The organism is Dankookia sp. GCM10030260 (genome assembly GCF_042666655.1).
Classification (GTDB): domain Bacteria; phylum Pseudomonadota; class Alphaproteobacteria; order Acetobacterales; family Acetobacteraceae; genus Paracraurococcus.
Window position 1 is genome coordinate 972095 of record NZ_JBHTDE010000002.1, and the last position, 23689, is coordinate 995783.

The 23689-nt window shown below is 71.3% G+C and carries 24 protein-coding genes; 10 read left to right on the forward strand and 14 right to left on the reverse strand.

What is annotated here, in order from left to right; genetic code table 11:
- The first annotated feature begins 1 nt into the window (after position 1).
- The gene (locus tag ACFQS7_RS11015; protein ID WP_380067091.1) at positions 2 to 886 is read left to right on the forward strand and encodes a branched-chain amino acid ABC transporter permease; all 885 of its coding nucleotides are present in this window, start codon (positions 2 to 4) and stop codon (positions 884 to 886) included.
- A 2-nt stretch (positions 887 to 888) separates the two neighbouring features.
- The gene (locus ACFQS7_RS11020; RefSeq protein WP_380067092.1) at positions 889 to 1884 is read left to right on the forward strand and encodes a branched-chain amino acid ABC transporter permease; all 996 of its coding nucleotides are present in this window, start codon (positions 889 to 891) and stop codon (positions 1882 to 1884) included.
- A gap of 76 nt (positions 1885 to 1960) precedes the next feature.
- Here the strand turns inward: ACFQS7_RS11020 and ACFQS7_RS11025 are convergent, their stop codons facing one another.
- Together ACFQS7_RS11025 and ACFQS7_RS11030 are read right to left on the reverse strand one after the other, a co-directional pair.
- Positions 1961 to 3088: an alpha/beta fold hydrolase gene (locus ACFQS7_RS11025; protein WP_380067093.1), complete on the reverse strand. Its 1128-nt coding sequence runs from the start codon at positions 3086 to 3088 to the stop codon at positions 1961 to 1963.
- 60 nt (positions 3089 to 3148) lie between these two features.
- Positions 3149 to 3736 carry a cysteine dioxygenase gene (locus ACFQS7_RS11030; RefSeq protein ID WP_380067094.1) on the reverse strand — a complete coding sequence of 196 codons (588 nt, stop codon included), beginning with the start codon at positions 3734 to 3736 and terminating at the stop codon, positions 3149 to 3151.
- Between the two features lie 70 nt (positions 3737 to 3806).
- On the opposite strand from ACFQS7_RS11030, the gene ACFQS7_RS11035 reads away from it, so the two are divergent.
- The 4 genes from ACFQS7_RS11035 to ACFQS7_RS11050 all read left to right on the forward strand — a co-directional run bounded on the left by ACFQS7_RS11035 (position 3807) and on the right by ACFQS7_RS11050 (position 6552).
- A complete protein-coding gene (locus ACFQS7_RS11035; RefSeq protein ID WP_380067095.1) occupies positions 3807 to 4313 on the forward strand; it encodes a cupin domain-containing protein in 507 nt (168 codons plus the stop codon).
- A gap of 113 nt (positions 4314 to 4426) precedes the next feature.
- Positions 4427 to 5200, forward strand: coding sequence for a DUF4239 domain-containing protein (locus ACFQS7_RS11040; protein WP_380067096.1), 774 nt, complete (start codon positions 4427 to 4429; stop codon positions 5198 to 5200).
- Between the two features lie 332 nt (positions 5201 to 5532).
- Positions 5533 to 5781, forward strand: a complete 249-nt coding sequence (locus tag ACFQS7_RS11045; RefSeq protein ID WP_380067097.1) for a hypothetical protein — start codon at positions 5533 to 5535, stop codon at positions 5779 to 5781.
- Positions 5782 to 5916: 135 nt separating this feature from the next.
- Positions 5917 to 6552, forward strand: a complete 636-nt coding sequence (locus ACFQS7_RS11050) for a nitroreductase family protein (RefSeq protein ID WP_380067098.1) — start codon at positions 5917 to 5919, stop codon at positions 6550 to 6552.
- Between the two features lie 66 nt (positions 6553 to 6618).
- On the opposite strand, the gene ACFQS7_RS11055 is transcribed toward ACFQS7_RS11050, so the two are convergent.
- Positions 6619 to 7686, reverse strand: a complete 1068-nt coding sequence (locus ACFQS7_RS11055) for an alcohol dehydrogenase (RefSeq protein WP_380067099.1) — start codon at positions 7684 to 7686, stop codon at positions 6619 to 6621.
- 194 nt (positions 7687 to 7880) lie between these two features.
- Between ACFQS7_RS11055 and ACFQS7_RS11060 the strand changes: the two genes are divergently transcribed.
- The gene (locus ACFQS7_RS11060) at positions 7881 to 8480 is read left to right on the forward strand and encodes a YidB family protein (protein WP_380067100.1); all 600 of its coding nucleotides are present in this window, start codon (positions 7881 to 7883) and stop codon (positions 8478 to 8480) included.
- Here ACFQS7_RS11060 and ACFQS7_RS11065 read toward each other — a convergent pair.
- The 5 genes from ACFQS7_RS11065 to ACFQS7_RS11085 all read right to left on the reverse strand — a co-directional run bounded on the left by ACFQS7_RS11065 (position 8477) and on the right by ACFQS7_RS11085 (position 12559).
- The gene (locus ACFQS7_RS11065) at positions 8477 to 9424 is read right to left on the reverse strand and encodes a tripartite tricarboxylate transporter substrate-binding protein (protein ID WP_380067101.1); all 948 of its coding nucleotides are present in this window, start codon (positions 9422 to 9424) and stop codon (positions 8477 to 8479) included. The genes ACFQS7_RS11060 and ACFQS7_RS11065 overlap by 4 nt on opposite strands.
- Positions 9425 to 9482: 58 nt before the next feature.
- Positions 9483 to 10454, reverse strand: coding sequence for a Bug family tripartite tricarboxylate transporter substrate binding protein (locus ACFQS7_RS11070; protein ID WP_380067102.1), 972 nt, complete (start codon positions 10452 to 10454; stop codon positions 9483 to 9485).
- A 70-nt stretch (positions 10455 to 10524) separates the two neighbouring features.
- Positions 10525 to 11658: a toxic anion resistance protein gene (locus ACFQS7_RS11075; RefSeq protein ID WP_380067103.1), complete on the reverse strand. Its 1134-nt coding sequence runs from the start codon at positions 11656 to 11658 to the stop codon at positions 10525 to 10527.
- Positions 11655 to 12404, reverse strand: a complete 750-nt coding sequence (locus tag ACFQS7_RS11080; protein ID WP_380067104.1) for a hypothetical protein — start codon at positions 12402 to 12404, stop codon at positions 11655 to 11657. The genes ACFQS7_RS11075 and ACFQS7_RS11080 overlap by 4 nt, the downstream gene beginning before the upstream one ends.
- Entirely contained in the window at positions 12404 to 12559 is a 156-nt protein-coding gene (locus ACFQS7_RS11085; protein ID WP_380067105.1) for a hypothetical protein, read from the reverse strand. Before ACFQS7_RS11085 ends, ACFQS7_RS11080 begins: the two co-directional genes overlap by 1 nt.
- A 78-nt stretch (positions 12560 to 12637) precedes the next feature.
- On the opposite strand from ACFQS7_RS11085, the gene ACFQS7_RS11090 reads away from it, so the two are divergent.
- The 3 genes from ACFQS7_RS11090 (at position 12638) to ACFQS7_RS11100 (ending at position 17439) form a co-directional block, all read left to right on the forward strand.
- On the forward strand, positions 12638 to 13567 hold the full coding sequence (locus ACFQS7_RS11090) for a 3-hydroxyacyl-CoA dehydrogenase (protein WP_380067106.1): 930 nt from the start codon (positions 12638 to 12640) through the stop codon (positions 13565 to 13567).
- Between the two features lie 62 nt (positions 13568 to 13629).
- Positions 13630 to 14805 (forward strand): serine hydrolase domain-containing protein, encoded by a 1176-nt coding sequence (locus tag ACFQS7_RS11095; protein ID WP_380067107.1) that lies wholly within the window; start codon positions 13630 to 13632, stop codon positions 14803 to 14805.
- Between the two features lie 441 nt (positions 14806 to 15246).
- The gene (locus ACFQS7_RS11100) at positions 15247 to 17439 is read left to right on the forward strand and encodes an Ig-like domain-containing protein (protein ID WP_380067108.1); all 2193 of its coding nucleotides are present in this window, start codon (positions 15247 to 15249) and stop codon (positions 17437 to 17439) included.
- 138 nt (positions 17440 to 17577) lie between these two features.
- On the opposite strand, the gene ACFQS7_RS11105 is transcribed toward ACFQS7_RS11100, so the two are convergent.
- From ACFQS7_RS11105 to ACFQS7_RS11130, 6 genes are read right to left on the reverse strand one after another with little or no spacing between them, the layout of a single operon-like run.
- A complete protein-coding gene (locus ACFQS7_RS11105; protein ID WP_380067109.1) occupies positions 17578 to 18453 on the reverse strand; it encodes an ABC transporter permease in 876 nt (291 codons plus the stop codon).
- Entirely contained in the window at positions 18450 to 19397 is a 948-nt protein-coding gene (locus tag ACFQS7_RS11110) for an ABC transporter permease (RefSeq protein ID WP_380067110.1), read from the reverse strand. The genes ACFQS7_RS11105 and ACFQS7_RS11110 overlap by 4 nt, the downstream gene beginning before the upstream one ends.
- Position 19398: 1 nt before the next feature.
- On the reverse strand, positions 19399 to 20904 hold the full coding sequence (locus ACFQS7_RS11115) for an ABC transporter substrate-binding protein (RefSeq protein WP_380067111.1): 1506 nt from the start codon (positions 20902 to 20904) through the stop codon (positions 19399 to 19401).
- A complete protein-coding gene (locus ACFQS7_RS11120; protein WP_380067112.1) occupies positions 20901 to 21962 on the reverse strand; it encodes an ABC transporter ATP-binding protein in 1062 nt (353 codons plus the stop codon). The genes ACFQS7_RS11115 and ACFQS7_RS11120 overlap by 4 nt, the downstream gene beginning before the upstream one ends.
- Entirely contained in the window at positions 21959 to 22939 is a 981-nt protein-coding gene (locus ACFQS7_RS11125; protein WP_380067113.1) for an ABC transporter ATP-binding protein, read from the reverse strand. Before ACFQS7_RS11125 ends, ACFQS7_RS11120 begins: the two co-directional genes overlap by 4 nt.
- Positions 22936 to 23637: a DUF1028 domain-containing protein gene (locus tag ACFQS7_RS11130; protein WP_380067114.1), complete on the reverse strand. Its 702-nt coding sequence runs from the start codon at positions 23635 to 23637 to the stop codon at positions 22936 to 22938. Before ACFQS7_RS11130 ends, ACFQS7_RS11125 begins: the two co-directional genes overlap by 4 nt.
- Positions 23638 to 23689 lie beyond the last annotated feature (52 nt).

Here is a 23689-nt window from a genome sequence, read left to right on the forward strand (position 1 = left end):
CATGGACGACATCTTCGGCATCCCCGCGCCGCTGCTCTTCGGGCAGCTGTTGCTCGGCCTGATCAACGGCGCCTTCTATGCGATGCTCTCGCTTGGCCTGGCGGTGATCTTCGGCCTGCTCAACATCGTCAACATGGCCCATGGCGCGCAGTTCATGATGGGCGCCTTCTGCGCCTGGATGCTGCTCGCCTGGGCCGGCATCGGCTACTGGTGGGCGCTGATCCTGTCGCCGATCATCATCGGCTTCACCGGGATCGTGCTGGAAAAGCTGTTCATCAGTAAGCTCTACAAGCTCGACCACCTCTACGGGCTGCTGCTGACCTTCGGCCTCGCCTTGATCATCGAGGGCGTGTTCCGCAACGAGTTCGGCTCCTCGGGCCTGCCCTACCGCATCCCGCCGGAGCTCTCGGGCGCCTGGGACCTCGGCTTCATGTTCATGCCGATCTACCGCGGCTGGGTGGTGGTCGCGGCGCTGATCCTCTGCCTGGCCACCTGGCTGATCATCGAGCGGACCCGGCTTGGCGCCTATCTCCGCGCCGCAACGGAAAACGCCGCACTGGTCCAGGCCTTCGGCGTCAACGTGCCGCGCATGGTGACGCTGACCTACGGCTTCGGCGTGGCGCTGGCCGCGATCGGCGGCGTGCTGGCGGCGCCGATCTACTCGGTGAACCCGCAGATGGGCTCCAACCTCATCATCGTGGTCTTCGCCGTCGTCGTCATCGGCGGCATGGGTTCGATCCTGGGCTCGATCCTCACCGGCTTCGCGCTCGGCATCGTCGAAGGCCTGACCAAGGTCTTCTGGCCGGAAGCCTCCGCCACCGTTATCTTCGTCATCATGGCGATCGTGCTGGTCGCACGTCCCGCCGGCCTCTTCGGGAGGGCCTGAGCATGGCCGACACCACGTCCATCACCGTCGGCGCGATCCCCGATGCCGCCAAGGAATCCGACGGCGTCTGGGGCTTTACCAGGGCGCAGCTTGTGGCGCTCGGGGTCCTGGTCACCTTCCTGGTGGTCTCGCCCTTCGTGCTCTACCCCGTCTTCCTGATGAAGCTGCTCTGCTTCGCGCTGTTCGCCTGCGCCTTCAACCTGCTGATCGGCTATGTCGGGCTGCTCAGCTTCGGCCATGCCGCCTATTTCGGCATGGGCGGGTATCTCGCCGGCCATGCCGCCAAGGCCTGGGGGCTGACGCCGGAAGTCTCGATCATCATCGGCGGCGTCACCGCCGGGCTGCTCGGCGTCGTCGCTGGCTGGATCGCCATCCGCCGCCAGGGCATCTACTTCGCCATGATCACCCTGGCGCTGGCCCAGATGGTCTACTTCTTCTGCGTCCAGGCGCCCTTCACCGGCGGCGAGGACGGCATCCAGGCCATCCCGCGCGGCAGCTTCCTCGGCATCTTCCCGCTCGACCGCGACATGTCGATGTACTGGCTGGTCGCCGGCGTCTTCCTGGGCGGCTTCCTGCTGATCCACCGCATCATCCATTCGCCGTATGGCCAGGTGCTGAAGTCGATCCGCGAGAACGAGCCGCGCGCGACCTCGCTCGGCTACCGGACGGACGACTACAAGCTGATGGCCTTCATCCTGTCGGCGACGCTGGCAGGGGTCGCGGGTGCCACCAAGTCTATCGTCTTCGGCATCGCCACGCTGACCGACGTGCACTGGTCGATGTCGGGCGAGGTCGTGCTGATGACCCTGGTCGGCGGGCTCGGCACCGTCTTCGGCCCGGTGGTCGGCGCGGCGGTGATCGTGACCATGCAGAACTACCTGGCGGAGATGGGCGCCTGGGTCACCGTCATCCAGGGCGTGATCTTCGTGCTCTGCGTGCTGGCCTTCCGCCGCGGTCTCGTTGGCGAGCTTGGGGCGCTGCTCAAGGTCAAGCTGTAGCATCAACCACCCAGGGAGGGCTTTGCCCTCCCTGGACCCACCCACCGAAGGCCGAAGGGCCTTGGGAGCCCTCTGGTCAGCCCAGCCAGCTCAGGAGCAGGTCGATGACCTGCTCTGGCTGCTCCTGCTGCACCCAGTGGCCGGCGCCTTCGACCAGGTGCACCCCTTCCATCTTCGTGCAGGCCAGCTCGCGCATGCGGCGCAGCGCGCCCGGCGTCTGCTCCACGCCCCAGTCGCTGCCGCCGGCGATGAAGATCGACGGTACGTCGATGGTGCGGCCGGCGAAGACCTGCGCCTCGGACTCGAACAGTCCCGTGGTGCGGCAGCGATACCATTGCAGCCCGCCCTGAAAGCCGGTGCGGCCATACTCCTCGGCATAGACGGCAAGGTCGCTCTCCGGGAGCCATTGGCAGGCGGCGATCGCGGCCGCATCCGGCAGTTCCGGCGCCACCGTCTCCGCCATCCCGCGGCCCAGGTCCATGACGTAGTAGGTCGGCAGCTTCGCCAGGGCTTCCGCAGTCCAGCCGGCGAGCGGGAAGGGCCTGTTGCCGGGCCAGTCGGCGCTCTTCATGTGGTAGTAGGCGCGCAGGAAAGCGTGCACGCCCTGCGGGCAGCGCCACATCTCCGCGTTGGCGCCGCGCTCCGAATAGTACCACTGGTAGTGCCTGCGCGGCCGCGCCAGGGCCGCCAGGGCGGCATGCACGTCCGGCGCGGGCAGCCGGGCCGGGTCCTCCTCGGGTAGCGCGGGCGGCCCGGCGAAGGGGGCGCTCATCAGCGCCACGCGGCGGAACACGTCCGGGCGCACCAGCGCGCACCAGGCCGCGACGGGCGAGCCGAAATCATGCCCGATCACCGCCTCCACATGGCCGAGCCCGAGCGAGGCGACCAGCCCGAGCTGGTCGCGTATCAGGTTGAGCATGCGGAAGGGCGCCAGGTCGGCGTCGTAGTCGGCATCCCAGCCGGTGGTCCGGCCATAGCCGCGCTGGTCCGGCGCCACCACGTGGTAGCCGGCCTCGGCCAGGGCCGGCATCACCTTGCGCCAGGACCATGCCAGCTCCGGGAAGCCATGCAGCAGCAGCAGGCAGGGATCGCCCGGATCGCCGGCTTCCAGCACGTGCATCGTCAATCCGTTGATGCCGGGGATCATCCGGGCGCGGATGCCGTCCGGCAGCAGGCCTTCATCGAGCGGCGGCAGTTCGGGCATCGTTCCCTCCGGTTGCTGTTCCGTGGCGGAGCCTAGCAGCCGGGCGCTCGCCGCGCGCCGCTACCCGGCGCTGCGATCCCACAAATTCGGCACCGTGTCGGCGGAATAGCCGGAGACGAATTCCTGCGCCTCGCCGGTCACCGGGTCGAAGGCATGCCGCCGCACCGCGCCGATATTCCCGCCGTAGCAATGGATGCTGATACTCGGCGCATCCGCCAGGGCATTCTCCACCAGATGGATGTCGTGGCTGCCTGGCGTCACCATCGCCACCTCGCCGCGCCGCAGCCGGTCGCAACGGCCCGGCTGCGGGGGCGTGCCGGGCGGGCCGAGCCTGTATTCGGTGGCACATTCCTCGCCGCGCAATTGCCCGACCAGGCCCCAGACCAGATGGTCGTGGATCGGCGTCCGCTGCCCCGGACCCCAGACAAAGCTGACCAGGCTGAACCGCTCCGCCGGGTCGCAATGCAGCAGGTATTGCCGATACCGCGGCCCGACCACCGCGCAGGCGTCCGGCAGCCAGTCATCCACCGCCACCAGGTCACGCAGCAGCGCGGCGCCCGCGGCCTGGAACGCCGCCTCGCCGACCCCGGCATCCGCCAACCTGGTCATGGCCTGCACGAAGTCGCGCAGGCGATCGATCCTTGCCATGGTCTTTCTCCCCCCATCCCACCCCGAACCATGGCACGCTCGGCATGCTGGCCCGCTTGCGGAGGCGCAAATGACCGCAGGACCCGAGCTCTTCCGCTTTGCCGATGACGGCAGCATCCCGAACAACCCTCGGCTGCCGGTGCTGCTGTTCCGCGCCGCGCTGCCGCCGGGCGATCCCACGGCGGCGGAGGCGCTGTTCGCGGCGCATGGCTGGCCGCCGGCGTGGCGCAACGGCATCTACCCCTACCACCACTATCATCCGGATGCGCATGAGGCCCTGGCGATCGCCCGCGGCACGGTTCGGGTGATGCTGGGCGGGGAGGGCGGCAAGGCGCTGGACCTTGCCGCTGGCGACGTCGTGGTGCTGCCGGCCGGGGTCGGCCATCGCAACCTTGGCGCCAGCGCCGACCTGCTGGTGGTCGGTGCCTATCCGGCCGGCCAGTTGCCGACCGAGCATCGCGGCCGCCCGGGCGAGCATGCCCGCGCCGTGCGCCGGATCGCCCAGGTGCCGGACCCGGCGCGGGACCCGGTCCTGGGGCGCGCCTGGCCGCGGGAAGGCCCGCGCGCCGGAATGTGACGGCGCCGTTCCCACGGCCGACGGCCAAAGGCAGGCCCGGTGCGCTTGGGCCTCTGCTAGCCTGACTGGACAGAAGCAAGCGCTGCGGGATCGAGGAAGCGGGGGATGGGACGGTGAATCCGCTGGTCGTCGCGCTCGGCGCCTTGATCGGGACCTTCGCCGCTGCGCTTGCCGGCCTCCGGCTGCGTCACCGCTTGCCGGACCACCACCTGGACAGCGAATCGCGTGACGCGGTCAAGCTCGTCATGGGGCTGGTCGCCACCATGTCGGCCCTGGTGCTCGGCCTGCTGGTCAGCACCACCCAGGCTGCCTACCGCGCGCAGAGCGACGACCTGGCCTTGCTCGCCGCCAATATCGTCGTGCTCGACCGCATGCTGCTGCACTACGGTCCCGACCTGCCGGAGTCGCAGGAAGCCAGGCGCCTGCTACGCCAGGGCATCACCGCCGAATTCCATCGCATCCTGTCGGACGACGGCATCCGTCCGGAGGGCCTGGCACCGATGCGCCTGCAGAACCCGCTGGAGCCCTTCTACGCACAGTTGCAGCAACTTCGCCCTGCCACCGACGCGCAACGCCAGTGGCTGGCGCGGGCCGTCGAGATCGGTGCGGCCATCTCGCGCACCCGGATGCTGATGGTGGAGCAACTTTCCAGTTCCCTGCCGGGGCCCTTCCTGGCGGTGCTGCTGTTCTGGCTGGCGATGCTGTTCCTCGGCTTCGGGCTGATGACACGGCTCAACCCCACCGTGGTGGTGGCGCTGCTGATCGGTGCGATCTCGGTCGCCGGGGCGCTGTTCCTGATCCTCGAGCTCGACCGGCCCTTCGACGGGCTGATGCGCCTTTCGAACGCGCCGCTGCGCCGGGCGCTGGCCGAACTGGGCGATCCCTAGGCTGCCCGGTTTGTCATGGCGAAGTGGCATTGGCATGGGCCGGTGGTGGCGCCCAGGCCGGAGGATCTCGTGTCGGATCGCGCAGGCAGCGGCACGGCGGACGCCCCGGCGGATCTCGCCGCCATGCGGCGCGAGATCGAGCGGCTTGCCGCCATGATCGCCGCGCTTGAGCCGCTGGACGCCCAGGCGACGGCCGCCAGGACGCCGGCCGGGCTAAGTGACCTGACGGCGGCGATCGAGGCGCAGGCCGCGCGCAATCCGCTGCCCGCCACCGTGCTCGGCTTCGGTGCCGGGCTGCTGACCCGGCCGGGCCGCTGGTCGCCTGCCTGGCGATGGCCGGGGCCTATGCGTTCGCTGCGCTCGCCGCGGCCTTCGCCCTGCACCGCCGTCGGCGGTCGCGCCGGCCTGCCGCGTCGCCGGCCGGCAACGCGCAGGTCGAGGCCATCCTGGCATCCCTCGGCGCTGGGCAGGATACGACGGCCTTCGCCACCGCCTTCGGCGGCCGTGAGATGCCGCCGTTGGAACGCCTCGCGGTCGCGCTGGTGAGCGGCTTCCTCGCCGGACGCAACCTGGGGCGATAGCGCGGCGGCGATGGACCCAGCCTGGGCCCGCAGCTAGCCTTCGCGCCGGACCGGGCGGCGCCGCGGCGCGCGATATACGCCGTCTGGAGTGGCCGCGTCGTCCGTCGCGCCGTGATCCGCAGGGGAGCAGCCGCCATGTCCGATGTCTTCGAGATCATGCAGACCACCCGCGCCATGCGGCGGCTGAAGCCGGACCCGGTGCCGGACGAGCTCATCGTCAGGATCCTGCGCGCCGGCGCGGCGGCGGCGAATGGCGGCAACACGCAGAAGTGGCGCTTCCTGGTGGTCAAGGACCTGGCCACCAAGCAGGCCGTGCAGGTCTGGTACAAGAAGGCCTTCGACGAGGTCATCGGCCCGCGCTACGCCAGCAGTCCCCCGCCGCCGGGCATCACCGCCGAGAAATACCACCGCCAGCACGGCGCCGTGGAATACTTGACCGAGCATTTCCACGAGGCGCCGGTCTGGATCGTCGCCTGCCTGGCCGACCCCAGGCCGACCCGGGTGAGCGGCGCCTCGGTCTATCCGGCGGTGCAGAACATGCTGCTGGCGGCGCGCGCGCTGGGCCTCGGCGCCACCCTGACCACCCGGCACCTGCTCTACGAGCGGGAGGCCGAGGCGGCGCTCGGCCTGCCGGAAGGCGTGCATAGCTACGCCATCCTGCCGATCGGCTGGCCGATGGGGAAATTCGGCCCGGTCGGCCGCGGCCCGCTGGAGGAGATCACCTATCTCGACCGCTGGGGCGCGACCTGGGACGCGGCGAAGGGCGGCTGACGGTGCCTTGCCGGCCGCGCAAGGATGGCGGCGGATGCGGGAGGGCGTTGCCGCCCCCCCGGCCACTCAGGCCGCTTCGCCGACCAGTACGACGCGGCCGGTGATCTGGCCGTTCTTCAGCCGGTTGAGCACGGCGTCCGCGTTCTTCTGCGGCGTCAGCTCCACCGGGATGGCCGGGATCTGGCCCTGCTTGGCGATGCCGATGAGCGCGCGCAGTTCCTTCACGTCGCCCACATAGCTGCCCTGGATGGTGATCGCGCGGATCGGCATCAGCGGCAGCGGGATGTTCATCTCGCCGCCGAACAGCCCGACCTGCACCAGCTTGCCGCCCTTGCGCAGCGCGTCGAAGGCGAAGCGGCTGGTCTGGGTGCCGTTCACCAGGTCGATGATGCCGGCGACCGGCCCGCCGCAGGCCTCGACGATTCGCTTGGCGGTGTCCTCGCCGGCGGCCAGCACCGCGTCGGTCGCGCCCTGCTGCTTCGCCGCGTCCAGCTTCTTCTGGTCGATGTCGACGATGCAGATGCGCTTGTGGCCGAGCGCCTTGAGGATGGCCACCGCGTTCAGCCCGAGCCCGCCGGCGCCGACCAGCACGATCGCCTCGTTCGGGTCCATCGGCAGCAGCTTGTTGATCGCCGAGTAGACGGTGACGCCGGAACAGGCATAGGTCGCCGCCAGTGCCGGGTCGACGCCCTCGATGTCGATCAGGTGCTTCACATGCGTCGCCAGCACATGCGTCGCGTAGCCGCCGTTCTGGTAGACGCCGAGGCTGCGCGGCGAGAGACACATGTTCTCCTCGTCGCGCTGGCAGACCGCGCACTTGCCGCAGCCGACCCAGGGATAGACCACGCGCAGGTCGCCGACCTTGCTGCCCTGGTTCGCCGCGTCGGGGCCGAGCTTGACCACGCGGCCGACGATCTCGTGCCCCATCGCCAGCGGCAGCTTCACGCCGCGGTCGGTCAGCCGCATCTTGCCGCGGCTGCCGAGGTCATACTCGCCTTCCCAGATATGCAGGTCGGAATGGCAGACGCCGGCATGGGTGACTTCCAGCAGCACCTCGGCGCCTTTCGGCTCCGGCGTCGGCATCTCGATTTCCTGAAGCGGCTTTCCGGTCTCGACGACGGCCCAGGCGCGCATGATGTTCTCTCCCGCTCAGTAAGGTCGCGCATGGGACATCCGGCCGGCCGCCGGGTCAAGGCATGGGGTGGCAAGGCCTCGCCGCGTGCGGCGGCAAGGTGCTGGCGCGTGCGGCGGCAAGGCGCTGTCGCGTGCGCCGGCAACGTACCGCCGCGCCGCGCTTTATCGCCGCATCGCATGGAGGAGATGCCGCAATGAGCGAATTCCTGTCCCGCCTGGGGGGCGCCGCGTTGAACGACATGAAGGGCACGCCGCTGGATCGGATTCTCAACCACCTGCTGGGCGGGGAAACGGGTGCCTCCGGCCTGCAGGCGCTGGTGGACCGGCTGCGTGGCGCGGGACTCGGCGAGAAGGTCGAAAGCTGGATCGGCAGCGGCGAGAACCGCCCGGTGCAGCCGCAGGAGCTCGACCGCGCCTTCCAGGGCCCGGAGGCCGACAGCATGGCGCGGGAGGCCGGAATGGAACGGCCCGGCCTGCTCGCCCTGCTCAGCCAAGTGCTGCCCAAGCTGGTCGACGCAATGACGCCGGACGGGCAGCTGCCGCAGCCGGGCCATGCCGCGCCGACCGGCGCAGTGCCGGGCCAGCCGGACGGTCCCGTCAGCGCCAGCGGCATGGGCGCCGCCGGCGGGATGCCGCTCGGCGGAGCGGGCGGCGGCGGGTCGCACCATGCCGGCCAGGGCGCGGGCGCAGAATCGGGGATGCCGCGCTTCGGCACCGCGCCGAGCTCCGACGCGGCGGCACCGGCTTCGGGCGTGCTCGGCCCGAAATCCGGCGGGCCCGACCGGGACGCCTAGTCGGGCTTGATGCCGCGCTCCCGCACCACCTTGCCCCATTCCGCCATCTGCGCGTCCAGGAATCCGGCAAAGGCCTCGGGCGACGTGGCGGCGATGTCGACGCCCTGGCCTTCCTCCAGCCGTTGCCGCGTCGCCGGCTCGGCTAGGGCCGCGGCCAGCGCGGCATGGAAGCGCACCAGCACCGGGCCCGGCACGCCGACCGGGCCGAGGATGCCCCAGAAGGCCTCCGCCGCCACGCCGGGGAAGCCGGCCTCGGCAAAGGTCGGCAGGTCGGGCAAGGCCGGGGAGCGCTTCGCCCCGGTCTGCGCCAGGGCCCGCAGCCGCGTGCCGACTTGGCCGCCCAGCCCGACGCGGGAGGCGATGGCGAGATCGATCTCGCCTGCCGCCGCCGCCGTCGCCAGCGGACCGCCGCCGCGATAGGGCACGTGGATCAGCTTCAGGCCGGCGGCCTGCTGCCAGACTTCCATGGTCAAGTGCGCCAGGCTGCCCGCGCCGACCGTGCCGTAGCTCAACGTGTCGGGCCTGGCGCGCGCCGCCGCGGCGACCTCGGCCAGGCTGCGCCAGGGCCGGCCGAGCGGCGTGGTCAGCAGCATCGGCGCGGTCGCCACCAGCATCACCGGGGCGAAGTCGCGCCGGGCATCGAAGCCGGCCTGCGGGTTCAGCGCATTGGTGGTGGCGAAGCTGTCGAAGACCAGGATCCAGGTCTGCCCATCCGGCAGGGCCCGCGCGGCGCTCGCGGTGCCCAGGGCACCGGCGGCGCCCGAGCGGTTCTCGATCACCACCGGCACGCCGAGGCTGGCCTGCAGCGAGGGCACCAGCAGCCGGGCGATGGTGTCGACGCTGCCGCCGGGCGGGAAGGGGGCGATGATCCGGACCGGGCCGGTCGGCCAGGACTGCGCGAAGGCCGGGGTGGAAAAGACGGCCAGCAACGAGCGACGGTACATGCACGGGATCCTGCGGCCGGGCTGACGGCATTCGCCCCAAGCCGTTCATTTCATGAGGTTAGTCTGGCTTGATGGCGTTGTCGCGGACGACCTTGCCCCAGGTCTCGATCTGCCGGGCGAGGAAGTCCTGGAAATGGGCGCCGTCGCGCGGCGCGAGGTCGATCCCCATGACGTTGACCAGCCGCTCCTGCACCGCGGGCACCGCCATCGCCTTGCGCAGCGCCTCCGCATAGCGGGCCTGGATCGCTGCCGGGGTGCCGGCCGGGGCCAGCGCGCCCCAGAAGGCCTCCGCCTCCACCGGGACGCCCAACTCCCGCAGGGTCGGCGCCTCCGGCCCGCCGGACCAGCGCTTCGGCCCGGTGCTGGCCAGCACCCGCAGGCCGCCGGCCTGGATCTGCTGCGCGAAGATGGTGCCGGTGGCGGTGGGCAGGTCGACCTCGCCGGCCGCGGCGGCGATCGCCAGCGGCCCGCCGCCGCGATAGGGCACGTGCACCAGGCCGGTCCCGGTGGCCTTCTGCAGCAGCATCATGGTCAGGTGCGCCAGCGAGCCGTTGCCGATGGTGCCGAAGGTCACCGTGTCCGGCTTCGCCCTGGCCGCCGCCAGCATCGCCGGGAAATCCGCCCAGGGACGGCCCTTGGGCGTGGTGATCACCATGGGCGAGGTGCCGAACAGCAGCACCGGCGAGAGGTCCTTCTGGGTGTCGTAGCCGAGATTGGCGATCAGCGCGGGGTTCACCGCATGGGTGTCGAAGACATGCAGGAAGGTCTGCCCATCGGGCGCCGCCCGCGCCACCTGCGCCGCGCCCAGCGCGCCCGAGGCGCCGGCGCGGTTCTCGACCAACACGGAGGTCCCGAGCTCGGCCTGCAGGTGCGGCTGCACCAGCCGCGCCACGGTGTCGACGCTGCCGCCGGGCGGGAAGGGCACGACGATGCGGATCGGGCCGTTCGGCCAGGCCTGCGCGTGCGCCAGGCCAGGCGCCGCGAGCAGCGTCCCGGCGGCGAGGAAGGCACGGCGGCTGGTCACGGGCATGTGGCGTCTCCTGCGTTGCGGCTGCACCTAGGGCGCAACCACTGCGCGGACAAGCCGTATCCTTGTCCTATCAGCTGGCGCGGGCGCCCTGGCCTGCCCCACCCGAGGCCTTGGCCGCCAGCAGTGCCCGGCGGATTTCGCCCTCGGCCTTTTCCAGCTCCTTCGTAGCGCTCGCCCGCTGCGCCTGGGCGTCGTTGGCGATGCGCAGGCTGTCCTCGATGGTGGCGACGAGGGAGGCATTGGCCCGCTTCACCGCCTCGATGTCGAAGACCCCGCGTTCGAGCTGCGTCCGCGCCTCCAGGTTGCCCTGGCGCAGCCGCTCGGCATTGCCGACCAGCAACTCGTTGGTCAGGTCGGTCGCTTCCTTCAGCGTCCGCCCGGCCTCCCGCATGGTCTGGATCGCCAGGGCCTGGGCCAGCTGCTGCCGCCAGAGCGGCACGGTATTGGCGATGACGCTTTGGATCTTCGCGGCCAGCGCCTTGTCGTTCTCCTGGATCAGCCGGATCGAGGGCAGCGCCTGCATCGCCACCTGCCGGGTCAGCCGCAGGTCGTGCACCCGGCGTTCCAGCTCGTCGCGCGCCGAGCGCAGGTCGCGCAGGCGCTGCGCCGCAACGCTGTCGCCGCCCTCGACCTCCCGCGCCATGGCGGGCACGGCGTCGTGGTCGACGCGCTTCAGCACCGTGTCGCCGGCGGCGATGTGGTCGCCCAGCGCGTGGAACCAGTCGAGCGTGGCGCGGTACAGGCGCTCCAGCTTCTCCACGTCCTCCAGCAGCTTGGTGCGATGGCCGTCGAGCCGGTCGCCGACCTCCTCGACCTGGCCCTTGATGGTCTCGTAGCGCTGCACGACCTTGGCGGTCTCGACGCCGGCCTTGTTGAAGAGGCGGGCGAAGAAGCCGGGCTTCTCCGCCAGGCCGCGCATGTCGAAGCCGCGCAGGGTGCCGAGCAGCGTGGAGAGGGTGACGCCGGCATCCCCGGCCTCCCGGTTGCGGGCGCCTTCCAGCATGGCGTCGGCGGCCAGCGTCGCGCGGTTCTGCGCCTCCTGGCCGAAGCGCAGGATGCTGCCGGGATCGGCGATGTCGATCCGCGCGGCGAGCTCCCGCACCGCCGCCTCGCGACCCTCGGGCACCTGTTCCAGCGCCGCCTGCAGCGCCTCGGGGTTGATGACGGGCAGGCGGGTGCCGGTCGAGGTTTCGGTGCCGCTCATCGATAGCCCTCCTCGCGCAGGCGGTCCGACAGGACCTTCACCTGGATCTCCAATGCCTCGGTCTCTTCGTGCTGCAGCCGGCCGCGCAATTCGCCGGCGGTGCGGGTCAGCTCATCGAGCAGGGAGGGCAGGTTGGCGGGCGGCGCCGCGCCGGCCTCCAGCCGCTGGACGATGCGTTCCACCCCGTCCAGGTGGACGGTCAGGAAGCGGCGCGCCATCGGCAGCCGGTCCGGCCGCGCCGTCAGGTCGTCCAGCACGCCCTCCATCGCCATGGCCACGCCCTGCAGCCGCGGGTCGGCCAGGCGGGCGGCGACGGATTCGATCCGGGCAAGGCGGATCCGGCTTTCCTCGATCGGGCCGGGCGCTGGTGGTGGTGGCGCGGGTGGTGGCGGGGGCGCCGTCTCGGGCAGCGCGGTATACATCAGCCGGGTGCCGAGCAGCGCGCCGCCGGCCATGACGAAGGGGAAGATGGTGCCGAGGTCGGCGGCGAAATGCGCCGCCAGCCCGGTGCCGACCGCCATGATCCAGGAAGCCCGCTTGGCATCGCCGCGCCGGCCGCGCCGCAGCACGCGGGCGCCCAGCAGGCTTGCGCCGAAGCCGAGCGCCGAGCCGAGCACGATCTTTTCGTCCCCGCCGACGGCGGCGACCAACGCGGCGGGCAGCAAAGGGGAGGCGAAGATCGGCAGGCCGTAGCCGCGCCAGCGGGCGCGCAGCCCTATCCAGCCATCCAGCAGGTCGCGCAGCATCAGTCGAACAGGCTGCCGAAGCTGCGGACCAGGGCGATGATCCCCGTGAGCCAGAGCGAGGCGGTCAGCAACGCGCCGCCCCAGGCCCAGACCAGGGGGGTGTGCAGCGGCGGTGCCGCTGCGGGCAGGGAGGGGGTCGCGTTGCGCGTGTCCATGGCGGGGCGTTACATCGCGACGATGGCGGCCCGGATCAATGGGCGCGCGTGCAATAGTCGATGATCGGGAGAGGGCACATGGACAAGGTAGCCGTGGTGGGAGCGGGGCTGATCGGCCGCGCCTGGTCGATGGTCTTCGCCCGGGCAGGGCTTTCGGTCTCGCTCTGGGACAAGATGGACGGCGTGGCCGAGGGCGCCATGGCGCGGATCGCCGGCAGCCTGGCCGACCTGCACGCCGCCGGGCTGGTCAAGGAAACGCCCGAGGTGATCCTCGCCCGCATCACGCCGGCCGCGACCCTGGCGGAATGCGTCGCCGGCGCCATCCACGTGCAGGAGAACGGGCCGGAGCGGCTTTCGCCCAAGCAGGAATTGTTCGCCGAGCTCGACCGGCTCTGCCCGCCCGAGGTGGTGCTCGCCTCCTCCACCTCCGGCATCCCGGCCAGCGAATTCACCGGCAACCTGCCCGGACGCGGCCGCTGCCTGGTCGCCCACCCGGTGAACCCACCCTACCTGGTGCCGCTGGTGGAGCTGGTCGGGGCGCCCTGGACCGATCCGGCGGTGGTCACCCGCACCCGCGCGCTGATGGACCGGGTCGGTCAGGTGCCGGTGGTGGCCTTCAAGGAGACCACGGGATTCGTGCTCAACCGGCTGCAGGCGGCGCTGGTGGCGGAGGCCTTCCGGATGGTGCGGGACGGCGTGATGTCGCCCGCCGATGTCGACGCCTGCGTCAAGGACGGGCTCGGCCTGCGCTGGTCCTTCATGGGCCCCTTCGAGACCATCGACCTGAACGCCCCCGGCGGGGTCGAGGACTATGTCGGCCGCTTCGGCCCGCTGATGGGCGGCATCACCCATGAGCAGACGCCCTACGACTACGACGCGCCGACGGTAGAGGACGTGACCGCCGAGCGCCGCGCGGCGCTGCCGCTGGAGCGCATCCAGGACCGCAGTGCCTGGCGCGACCGCCGGCTGATGGCATTGGTGGCGCACAAGCGGGGGCAGCCCGGCTGAGGCGCTGGCGGCGGCGGGCTGGGCGAGTCTAGCATCCTCCCAAAGCAAACGGAGGGGATGCCATGAAGGTCGAGATCGACGCCGTCCTGCGCGGTGCGGTGGAGCGCGGCGAGGTGCCGGGCATCGCCTTTGTCGCCGGCGATGCCGCGGGCATGCTCTACGAGGGCGCCTTCGGCCGCCGCGGCCTGGACCAGCCGGCGGCGATGACGCCGGATACCGTGGTCTGGATCGCCTCGATGACCAAGGCGGTCACCACGACGGCCGTGCTGCGGCAGGTCGAGGCCGGCAGGCTTTCGCTCGACGCGCCGATCGGCGCGGTGCTGCCGGAATTGGCGCAGCCGCAGGTATTGATGGGCTTCGCGCCCGAGGGCGGCGAGGCGATGCTGCGCCCGGCCCGCAAGACGCTGACCCTGCGGCACCTGCTGACCCACACCAGCGGCTTCAGCTACGACATGTGGAACCCTGAGATCGGCGCCTACATGGCAGCCCGCCAGGTCCCCGGCATCATCGGCTGCCAACGCGCGGCGCTGGGCACGCCGCTGGTCGCCGAGCCGGGCGAGCGGTGGGAGTACGGCATCGGCATCGACTGGGCCGGGCTGGCGGTGGAACAGGTGACCGGCAAGCGCCTGGCCGAGGTGCTGGCCGAGGAGGTGCTGGGCCCGCTCGGCATGCGGGACACCGCTTTCCGCATCGGTGCCGACCAGCGCGGCCGGCTCGCCTCGATGCATGCGAAGGCGCCGGACGGCACGCTGGCGGCGATCCCCTTCGAGGTGCCGCAGGACCCGGAATTCCACATGGGCGGCGGCGGGCTGTACGGCACCGTGACCGACTACCTGCGCTTCTGCCGGATGTGGCTGAACGCCGGCACGCTGGATGGTGCCCGCGTCCTGGCGCCCGAGACGGTGCGGGAGGCGATGCGCGACCAGATCGCGCCCCTCGAGGTTACGCCGATGAAATCCGCCATGCCGGCCTCGACCCATGATGTCGAGCTCTTCCCAGGCATACAGAAGGGCTGGGGCCTGTCCTTCCTGATCAACGCGGCGGAGGTGCCGGGTGGGCGCGCGGCCGGGAGTCTCGCCTGGGCCGGGCTGGCGAACACCTATTACTGGATCGACCCGGCGCGGGACCGGGCCGGGGTCCTTGCCACGCAGATCCTGCCCTTCGCCGACCGCCATGTCCTCGCCACGCTGGAAGCGGCGGAGCGCGCCGTCTACGCGGGATGGCAGCGGCGGGCGTAGCGACCGCGGCCGGCGATGGGGTAACCATTGCTGCTGGCCGGTCCTGGTCGGGCCAGCGGCCCGGCGGAAGGATCGCCCAGCGTTCGGTGCGCTGTCACTTAAATCATTATCGAATATACAATATATCTATTATCGGAACGATGAAGTGGTGTTGACTATCGCAACCTTTGATAGAATGCTGCATTGCGCTTATGAACCATGCGTTGTGGGCCCTGGTCGATAATACGAACCGCGAAGGAAGTTCCGGATGCAGGAGAACGCCTGAAGGCGCAGCGCGACAGCACGCGGTTGCTGTCATGAGCGGGGCGGGCTGGCTCCCGGGCTGCTTGCCGAGCTGACCTGCCCGGTCCGGGCCAGGCGATACTTCAAAATCACCAGTACATACTGAAAATCCTCTGTTGTGGGCCAAAGCGAAAGCTCTTGGCCTGCGAAAGGAAAGCCATGACCTCGTTGAACCTTGTCATTCGTGGGCAGAGCAACGCCATCGTTCTTGCCCAGACCAGTGGCGGAGCTCATGCGAACCAGCTGCGCAGCACGGTGGAACAACTGCTCGGCTTCGACGGGGTCACGAATTCGATCAGGATCGTTTTCGAGACCGGAACTGCCACCTCCACCGCGGTCAACGGCGCCGCCTTCCTGACCCAATGGATCGCCCCGATCGGCGGCGACTGGCACAATGGATGGGGCCTGTCGCCCTATGGCTACGGGGCCGGCTTCTACGCGAAGCTGGCCGGCCTGCCGCAGGCGCAGCGCAGCGCGCCCACCGCGATCCTCTGGCTGCACAACGAGGCGGATGCCAAGCGCGTCGTCGGCCTGACCGCGGAGGAGTGGGCGTCTGGGGTCCGCTACGATGCCCAGAACGTGGCGATTGCGCTCGGCCAGGATGCCAGCGCCATCCCCTATCTGTTCGTCGACGCCATCCCCTTCACCACCGCCCCGCCAAAGGGGTTGCAGGCGATCCGGGAGGGCATGCAGCTGCTCGCCGACGCGAACGACTTCAATGCCCTGATTGCGGCGCGCGAGATCGACGTCAACATGGACGCCGACAACACCGACGGCAACGCGCTCACGCGGGAATATGGCGGCTCCCACTTGTTCGGTCCCGACCTGACCCAGCTGGCCCATCGCGCTGCGCTCTCGGCCGCGGAAGCCTTCGCGGCCTATGCCCTGCCCGGGTCGCCAATGGCCTTGGCGGGCGGCGACATCGCCAATGTCGGGCCGCAGGTCATCGAAGCGGTCCTCGCCGATGCCCGGCACCTGGTGCTCGACATCGCCCTCGACCACGGCGCGACGCTGGCTGCGCTGGATGGCGTCGCCGCCTCCGGCGTCGGCTGGACCGTGGTGCAGGGGAGCAGCCTCATCGAGGCAACCGCCGCCGTCCTGTCCGGTGGCAAGCTCTATCTGACCTTCGGTGCGGACGTCGTTGCCGGTGCGCAGCTCTATTACGGCTACGGCAATGGCCGGCTGGCCGCGCCCGACGGGTCCGGCGTCGGCCATGCCGTCTATGACAGCAACGGGCTGCCGATCTGGGCGTCCGCCTACGGCGTCGCGGTCAACGGCGGCGTGACCGCCCCGGCCGGGCCCGGATACGCGGCACCGGTCGGCGTCGGCGACGCCTATACCATCGGGCAGGGCCACACCCTGGCCGTCGCCGCGGGCAGCGGGCTGCTGGCCAACGACACCTATGCCGGCACGGCGACGCTTTCGGCGCTGCTGGTGTCCGGGCCGGCCCATGGCTCGCTGGCGCTGGGTGCCGACGGTGCCTTCACCTATGTGCCGGCCCCGGGCTTCGCCGGGACCGATGGCTTCACCTATCAGGACTCCGACGGGTTGCTCACCTCCGCGACGACCCAGGTGACGCTCACCGTGACGCCGGCAAACCGCGCGCCGATGGCCGCCGCCGACTCGTTCAGCGGGACCGCCGGCGTCGCGCTCAGCCTGCCCGCCTCGACCCTGCTGGCGAACGACACCGATGCCGACGGCAATGCGCTGGCCCTGACGGCGGTCGGCGGCGCCACCAACGGCACCGTCGGCCTGGCGACCGTGAACGGGGCATTGAGCGTCACCTTCACCGGCGCGGCGGTGGGGACCGGAAGCTTCACCTATACGGTCAGCGACGGGCAGGGCGGCACCGCCACGGGGCAGGTGAGCGTGAGCCTCGCCGCGCCGAGCACGGCCAGCGTCTACACCTCCGGCACCGCCGGCGCAGACCTTTACGATTTCGCGCTGCGTCTCAACCCGCAGCAGGTGAGCGGCAATGCGGGCAACGACACCGTCATCGGCGGCATCGCCAACGACACGATCAATGGCGGCGACGGCAGCGACGTGCTGAACGGCGGGGCGGGCACCGACTATCTCACCGGCGGCGCGGGCGCCGACACGTTCATCCTGCGCAAGGGGGAGATCGCCGGCGACCGGCTCTCCGACTTCCAGGGGGCGGGCAACGGCGCGGTGGCCGGCGACGACGTGATCGAGTTGCAGGCCTTCGGCGCCGGCGCCACCTTCGATTTCGTCTCGAACGTCAACACCACGACGAAGCTCTACCGCGTCACCGACGGCGCCTATACGGCCGATGTCTTGATTGCCCATGGCGGCACGGTAGGCCTGGTGCTGGGCGATTACGTGTTCGCCTGACTCCCTTCGCGCGGACGCCGGGATCGCTGGCGCCATCCCGATGCCGCCGCGCCGTGGTGGTGCCGCGTCCAGGCCCGATGCACGCCGGTGTTTTCCCCGGCGGCCGGCAGGTCTGGCCGCCGCCGGGCCGGGCCCGCGCTATGTTCGGTCGCTGCGCGGGTCGAGCGCATCCCGCAGCCCGTCGCCCACCAGGTTGAAGGCCAGCACCACCAGGAAGATCGCCAAGCCGGGGAAGATCGCCAGCCACGGGGCCTGGGTCAGGAAGCGCTGCGCCGCGTTCAGCATGCTGCCCCAGGACGGCGCCGGCGGCTGCTGGCCGAGGCCGAGGAAGGACAGCGACGCCTCGGCGATGATCGCTTCCGCGATCGCCAGCGTCGCCTGCACCAGCAGCGGCGGGATGATGTTCGGCAGGACGTGCACCAGGCCGAGCCGCCAGGGCGGATTGCCCAGCGCCCGCGCCGCCTCGACCCAGTCCGTCGCCCGCGCCTCCATCGCCATGCCGCGGGCCAGCCGCACGAAGACCGGGGCGGCGGTGATGGCGATCGCCAGCATGGCGTTCTCCAGCGCCGGGCCGAGGAAGGCGGCGAGCGCGATCGCCAGGATCAGGAAGGGCACCGACAGCATCGCATCGGCGATGCGGGAGATGACCGTGTCGGTCCAGCCGCCGGCCAGCCCGGCCAGCAGCCCGACCGGCACGCCGATCACCAGCGCCACCAGCACGGAGACCACGCCCGCAAGCATCGAGGCCCGGGCGCCGTAGAGCACGCGCGACAGCACGTCGCGGCCGTTCTCGTCGGTGCCGAACCAGTGCGCCGCCGAGGGCGCCTTGCGGATCGCGGTCCAGGAGGTCGCCAGCGGGTCGAAGGGCGCCAACAGCGGTGCTGCGACCGCGGCGGCGACGAACAGGACAATCACGGCCAGCCCGAAGACCGCCAGCCGGTGCCGCAGGAAGCGGGCGACGGCCCGGCGCAGCGGCGATTCGCCGCGCAGCGCGGGCGATGCGGTCGCGCTCATGCCGTCCGCAGCCGCGGGTTGATCGCCATGTAGAGCATATCGGCGACCAGGCTGAGGGAGACGAAGATCAGCGCGGTGGCCAGCACGACGCCCTGCACCACCGGGTAGTCGCGGTTGAAGACCGCATCGACGATCAGCTTGCCGAAGCCGGGGATGGTGAAGATCTGCTCGGTCAGCACGGCGCCGGCCAGCAGCCGGCCGAACTCGATGGTGCCCAGCGTGACCACCGGGATCAGTGCGTTGCGCAGCGCGTGCTTGGCGACGACCACGCGCTCCGCCAGTCCCTTGGCCCGGGCGGTGCGGACATAGTCCTGGGACAGCGCCGTCAGCATCGCCGCCCGCGTGTGCCGCATCAGCACGCCGGCGATGCCGTTGCCCAGCACGAAGGCCGGCATGATGGTGGTGGCGAGCGACTGCCAGGGGTCCTCGGTCAGCGGCACGTAGCCGGACGGCGGCAGCCAGCCGAGCTGCACGCTGAACAGCAGGATCAGCATGATGCCGAGCCAGAAATTCGGCGTCGAGATCCCCGCCAGCGCGATGCCGTTCGCCACCCAGTCCACCGCCGTGTCGCGCCTTACGGCGGAGATTACGCCGGCCGGCACGCCGATCAGCACGGCGATCAGGAAGGCCATGCTCGCCAGCTGGAAGGTGACCGGCAGCTTGGTGAGGATCAGCGCGCCGACCGGTTCGCGGATGCGCCAGGAATAGCCGAAATCGCCGACCAGCACCCGGCCCAGCCAGGCCAGGTATTGCTGCGGCAGCGGCTGGTCGAGCCGCAGTTCGGCGCGGATCTGCGCCAGCACCTGCGGATCGCCGCGTTCCTCGCCCGCCAGGATCAGCGCCGGGTCGCCCGGCATCAGCTGCTGCAGCCCGAAGATCAGGATCGACAGGATCAGCAGCGTCGGCAGCACCTGGCCGAGCCGCTTGAGCAGCCAGAGGCCCATCCTATTGCAGCCGCAGCCCCTGCGGCCGGATCAGCCCGTCCGGCACCGGGACGAAGCCGCTCAGCCTCGTCGTGTGGGCGACGATGTTCTTGGCGTGCCACAGGTAGATCCGGCTGCGGTCCTGTCGCAGCGCGATCTGCCAGACCTCGGCATAGAGCGCGCGGCGCTTGGCCATGTCCTGCTCGATGCGCGCCGCATCCAGCAGCTTGTCGACCTCGGGGCTGGCATACTTGCCGTCGTTCTGCGCGCCGCCCGAATGCATGAAGGTCCAGGTGTTGCCGTCGGGATCGACCCGGCCGGACCAGCCGATCAGGTAGGTCTCGAACTCGCCGCGGTTGGCGGCCTGGAGGGAGGAGGCGAATTCCATCGCGCTCAGCTTCAGCTCGAAGCCGGCCTCCTTGACCATCGCCTGGATCACCTCGCCCACCTGGCGCAAATCGGGGCTGTTCGGGATGGTCAGCTCCAGCTGCACCGGCAGGGTGACGCCGGCCTGCTTCAGCAGCGCGCGGGCGGTGTCGAGGTCGCGCGGCTGCGGCTGGAATTCCTTGACGTGGTAGGGGGAGGAGGGCGGCACCGGCTGCGCCGTCACCGTCCAGGCGCCCTCGTAGACCACCTGGTTGATGGCGTTGCGGTCGATCGCCAGCTCGAAGGCGGCGCGGACGCGCGGATCCTTGGCAAAGGGGCCGCCGGCCCGGGCGCCGTTGGCCAGGTTCAGCGTGATGCTCTGGTAGCCCAGGCCATCATAGGCGACGACCTTCAGCCTGGGGTTCTTCTGCACCGTTTTGATGTCGTCCGGCTCGATGGTCTGCACCATCTCCAGCGACCCGGATTGCAGGTTGGCGAGGCGGACGGTGTTGTCCGGGATCGGCTGGTAGGTGATGCGCGGGATGGTGACGACCGGGGCGTTCCAGTAGCCGGGGAAGCGCTCGACCACGATGCGGTCCTGGGCGACGCGCTCGACGAAGCGGTAGGGCCCGGCGCAGACCGGCTTCGTGCCGAAATTGCGCCCCGCGGCTTCGGCCGCCTTGGGGGAGACGATCATCCCGGCCCGGTCGGTCAGCTGCGACAGGAAGGGGGCGGAGGGCGCCTTCAGCCGGATGCGGACCGTCTTCGGGTCCACCACCTCGACCGCCTCCATGGTGTTGATCTCGCCGCGGCGGAAGCTGCCCTGCAGGGTCAGGTGCCGGTTCAGCGAATAGCGCACGGCTTCGGCGTCCATCGGTTCGCCGTCGTGGAACCTTACCTCGTCCCGCAGCGTGATCAGCAGCGTCTTCGGGTCTTCCCAGCGGTAGCCGGTGGCCAGCTGCGGGACGATCTCCAGCTTCTCGTTGATGTCGAAGAGCTTGTCGCAGAGCGCGGCGAAGACGATGCGGCCGACGAAGGTGCGGGCCAGCGTCGGGTCGAGGATGTCGGGGTCCTCGCGCAGGCCGATGCGCAGGGTCTGGGCCTGTGCCGCGGCGGTCAGCGACAGCGCGGCGAGGGCGACGAGGGCGGTCTGGCGGATCATGCAATCACCCCGGTGTCTTCTGGTTGCGGCGCGGGCGCGCCGAAATAGGCCTGCAGCCGGCGCAGCCGGTCGCCGCCGGCATTGCGTTCGTGCAGCGCCGCGGCGGGCGGCAGGCGGTCCTGCAGGTGGCAGGCGGCGGAATGGTGGCTGCCGGCAAGCGCCGGCACATCCGTGCGGCACACCGCCTCGGCGAACGGACACCGGGTGTGGAAGCGGCAGCCCGCGGGCGGCGCGATCGGGCTCGGCGGGTCGCCCTCGATGGGCGCCGCACGGGCGCCATGGCCCGGCACCGCGGCCAGCAAGGCGCGGGTATAGGGATGCCGCGGCGCGCCGAAGACCTGCGCCGCCGGGCCCGCCTCGACGATGGTGCCGAGATACATCACCGCCACCCGGTCGGCGATGTGCCGCACCACGCCGAGGTCGTGGCTGATCAGCACGAAGGTCAGGCCGAGGTCGCGGATCAGGTCCTGCAGCAGGTTCACCACCTGCGCCTGGACCGAGACGTCGAGCGCCGAGACCGGCTCGTCGCCGATGATCAGCTTCGGGCCGCTGGCGAGCGCCCGGGCGATGGCGATGCGTTGCCGCTGGCCGCCGCTGAACTCGTGCGGCCAGCGCCGCGCCGCCTCCGGCCGCAGCCCGACCCGTTCCAGCAGCTGCGCCACCTGGGCGCGTTCCGTCCCGCGCGGCACGACAGGGTGCAGCTTCAGCGGCTCGGCGATCGCGTCCTCCACCGTCATGCGCGGGTCGAGGCTGGCGAAGGGGTCCTGGAAGATCAGCTGCATGTCGCGCCGCCGCGCCCGCAGCGCCCGGGCCGAGAGCGCCCGCAGGTCCTCCCCCATGAAGCGCACCGCGCCGCGGTCGGGCTCGATCAGCCGCAGCGCCAGCCGGCCGAGGGTGGACTTGCCGCAGCCGCTCTCGCCGACGATCGCCAACACGCTGCCCTGCGGCACGGACAGCGAGACGCCATCCACCGCGCGCACCGCGCCGCGCGCCCGGCCGAGCGCGTCGCGCACCGGGAAATGCTTGGCCAGGTCGTCGAGCTCGAGGATCGCGCTCATGCCGCCAGCACCTGGTCGAGCGGCGCCCGCCAGCAGGCCGCGGCATGGCCCGCGGCGACCTCGGCCAGCGGCGGCTGCGCCTCGCAATCCGCCGCGGCGAAGGGGCAGCGCGGGGCGAAGCGGCAGCCCGGCGGCGGGACGCGCAGGTCGGGCACCGTGCCCTCGATGCTGGCCAGCCGGCCGGCGCCGCCCTCGATTGAGGGCACCGCGCCGAGCAGGCCGACCGTGTAGGGATGCTCCGGCCGGGCGAAGATGGCAGCGGCCGGCGCGGCCTCGGCGATGCGGCCGGCATACATCACCGCGACCTGGTCGGCATGGTCGGCGACGACGCCGAGGTCATGGGTGATCAGCACCACCGCCGTCCCGGTCTCGCGCTTCAGCTCGTCGAGCAGCGACAGGATCTGCGCCTGCACGGTCACGTCCAATGCCGTGGTCGGCTCGTCGCAGATCAGCAGCCGCGGCCGGCACGCCAGCGCCATGGCGATCATCACCCGCTGCCGCATGCCGCCCGAGAGCTGGTGCGGATACTGCGCCGCGCGCCGCGCCGCCTCGGGGATGCGCACGCGGGCCAGCATCTCCACCGCCCGGTCCATCGCGGCGCGGGGCGACAGGCGCTCGTGCAGCCGCAGGGCTTCCGCCACCTGCTCGCCGGCGGTGAAGGCGGGGTTGAGGCTGGTCATCGGCTCCTGGAACACCATCGCCAGGTCGCGCCCGCGGCGGCCGGCCCAGGGGTCGCCGGGGTGGCCGAGCAATTCCTCCCCCAGCAAGCGGATGGCGCCGCCGAGCCGCACGTCGCGCGGCAGCAGCCCCATGATGGCGAGCGCCGTCACCGACTTGCCGCAGCCGCTCTCGCCGACGATGGCCAGCGTCTGCCCTGCGGCGACGCCGAAGGAGACCCCGTCCACCGCCCGCAACGGGCCGCGGTCGGTTGCGAACTCGATGCTGAGGCCGAGGACCTCGAGGACCGGCGGGGTCATGCGCGGGTCGCGGCCGCGATGGCGGCATCGATCACCGCGCGGTCGAAGACGCCGGGATGGTCGCGGCCGGGCAGGAAGCGGCGGAGGTGCACGTAGCGCCGCTGTGCCACCGCATGCAGCCGGCGCAATTCGGCCAGCGGGTCGGGGTGGTCGTCGGTGCGGATGTCGAGGTCGGGCCAGGGGTCGCGGCTGGCCACCTGCAGCGCCGCAGACTGCTTGCCGCGCCTGTCGCCGCCGGCGGCCTCGCCGGCCTCCAGCGCGCTGATCAGCCGCAGCGCCATGGGCTGGCCGGCATGGGCGAGGAAGGCCTCCAGCGTCGCCTCGACCACGCACGGCCCGGCCAGCATGTTGCCGGCGACCGAGACGTCCGCCGCCGCCACGCCGCCACACCAGGGCAGGCAGGCGGCGCCGGTATGCCGCGCCATGCGGCCGTCTGCGGCCAGGATATGCAGTTGCCGGTGGTCGCGCCCGGCATCGGCCGCAATGAGGGCTTGCAGCGCCTGCTCCGGCGCTTCGCCGGCACGCAGCCGGGCCAGCCCGTCCGGGGCGTAGAGCGGATTGACCAGGGCCTGGGTGGCGACGGCGCCGACCCCGCCCTCGACCCGCGGGCAGACCGCGCCGACCGCGAAGAAGCGGGTGGCGACGGCGACGCCGAGCTCACCCGTCTGCGGGTCGCGTGCCAGGAGGGACCAGGTCATGGACGGAGCCTGCCATGCCGGCCCCGTGGCGCAAGGGGAGGCAAGCCGGCAA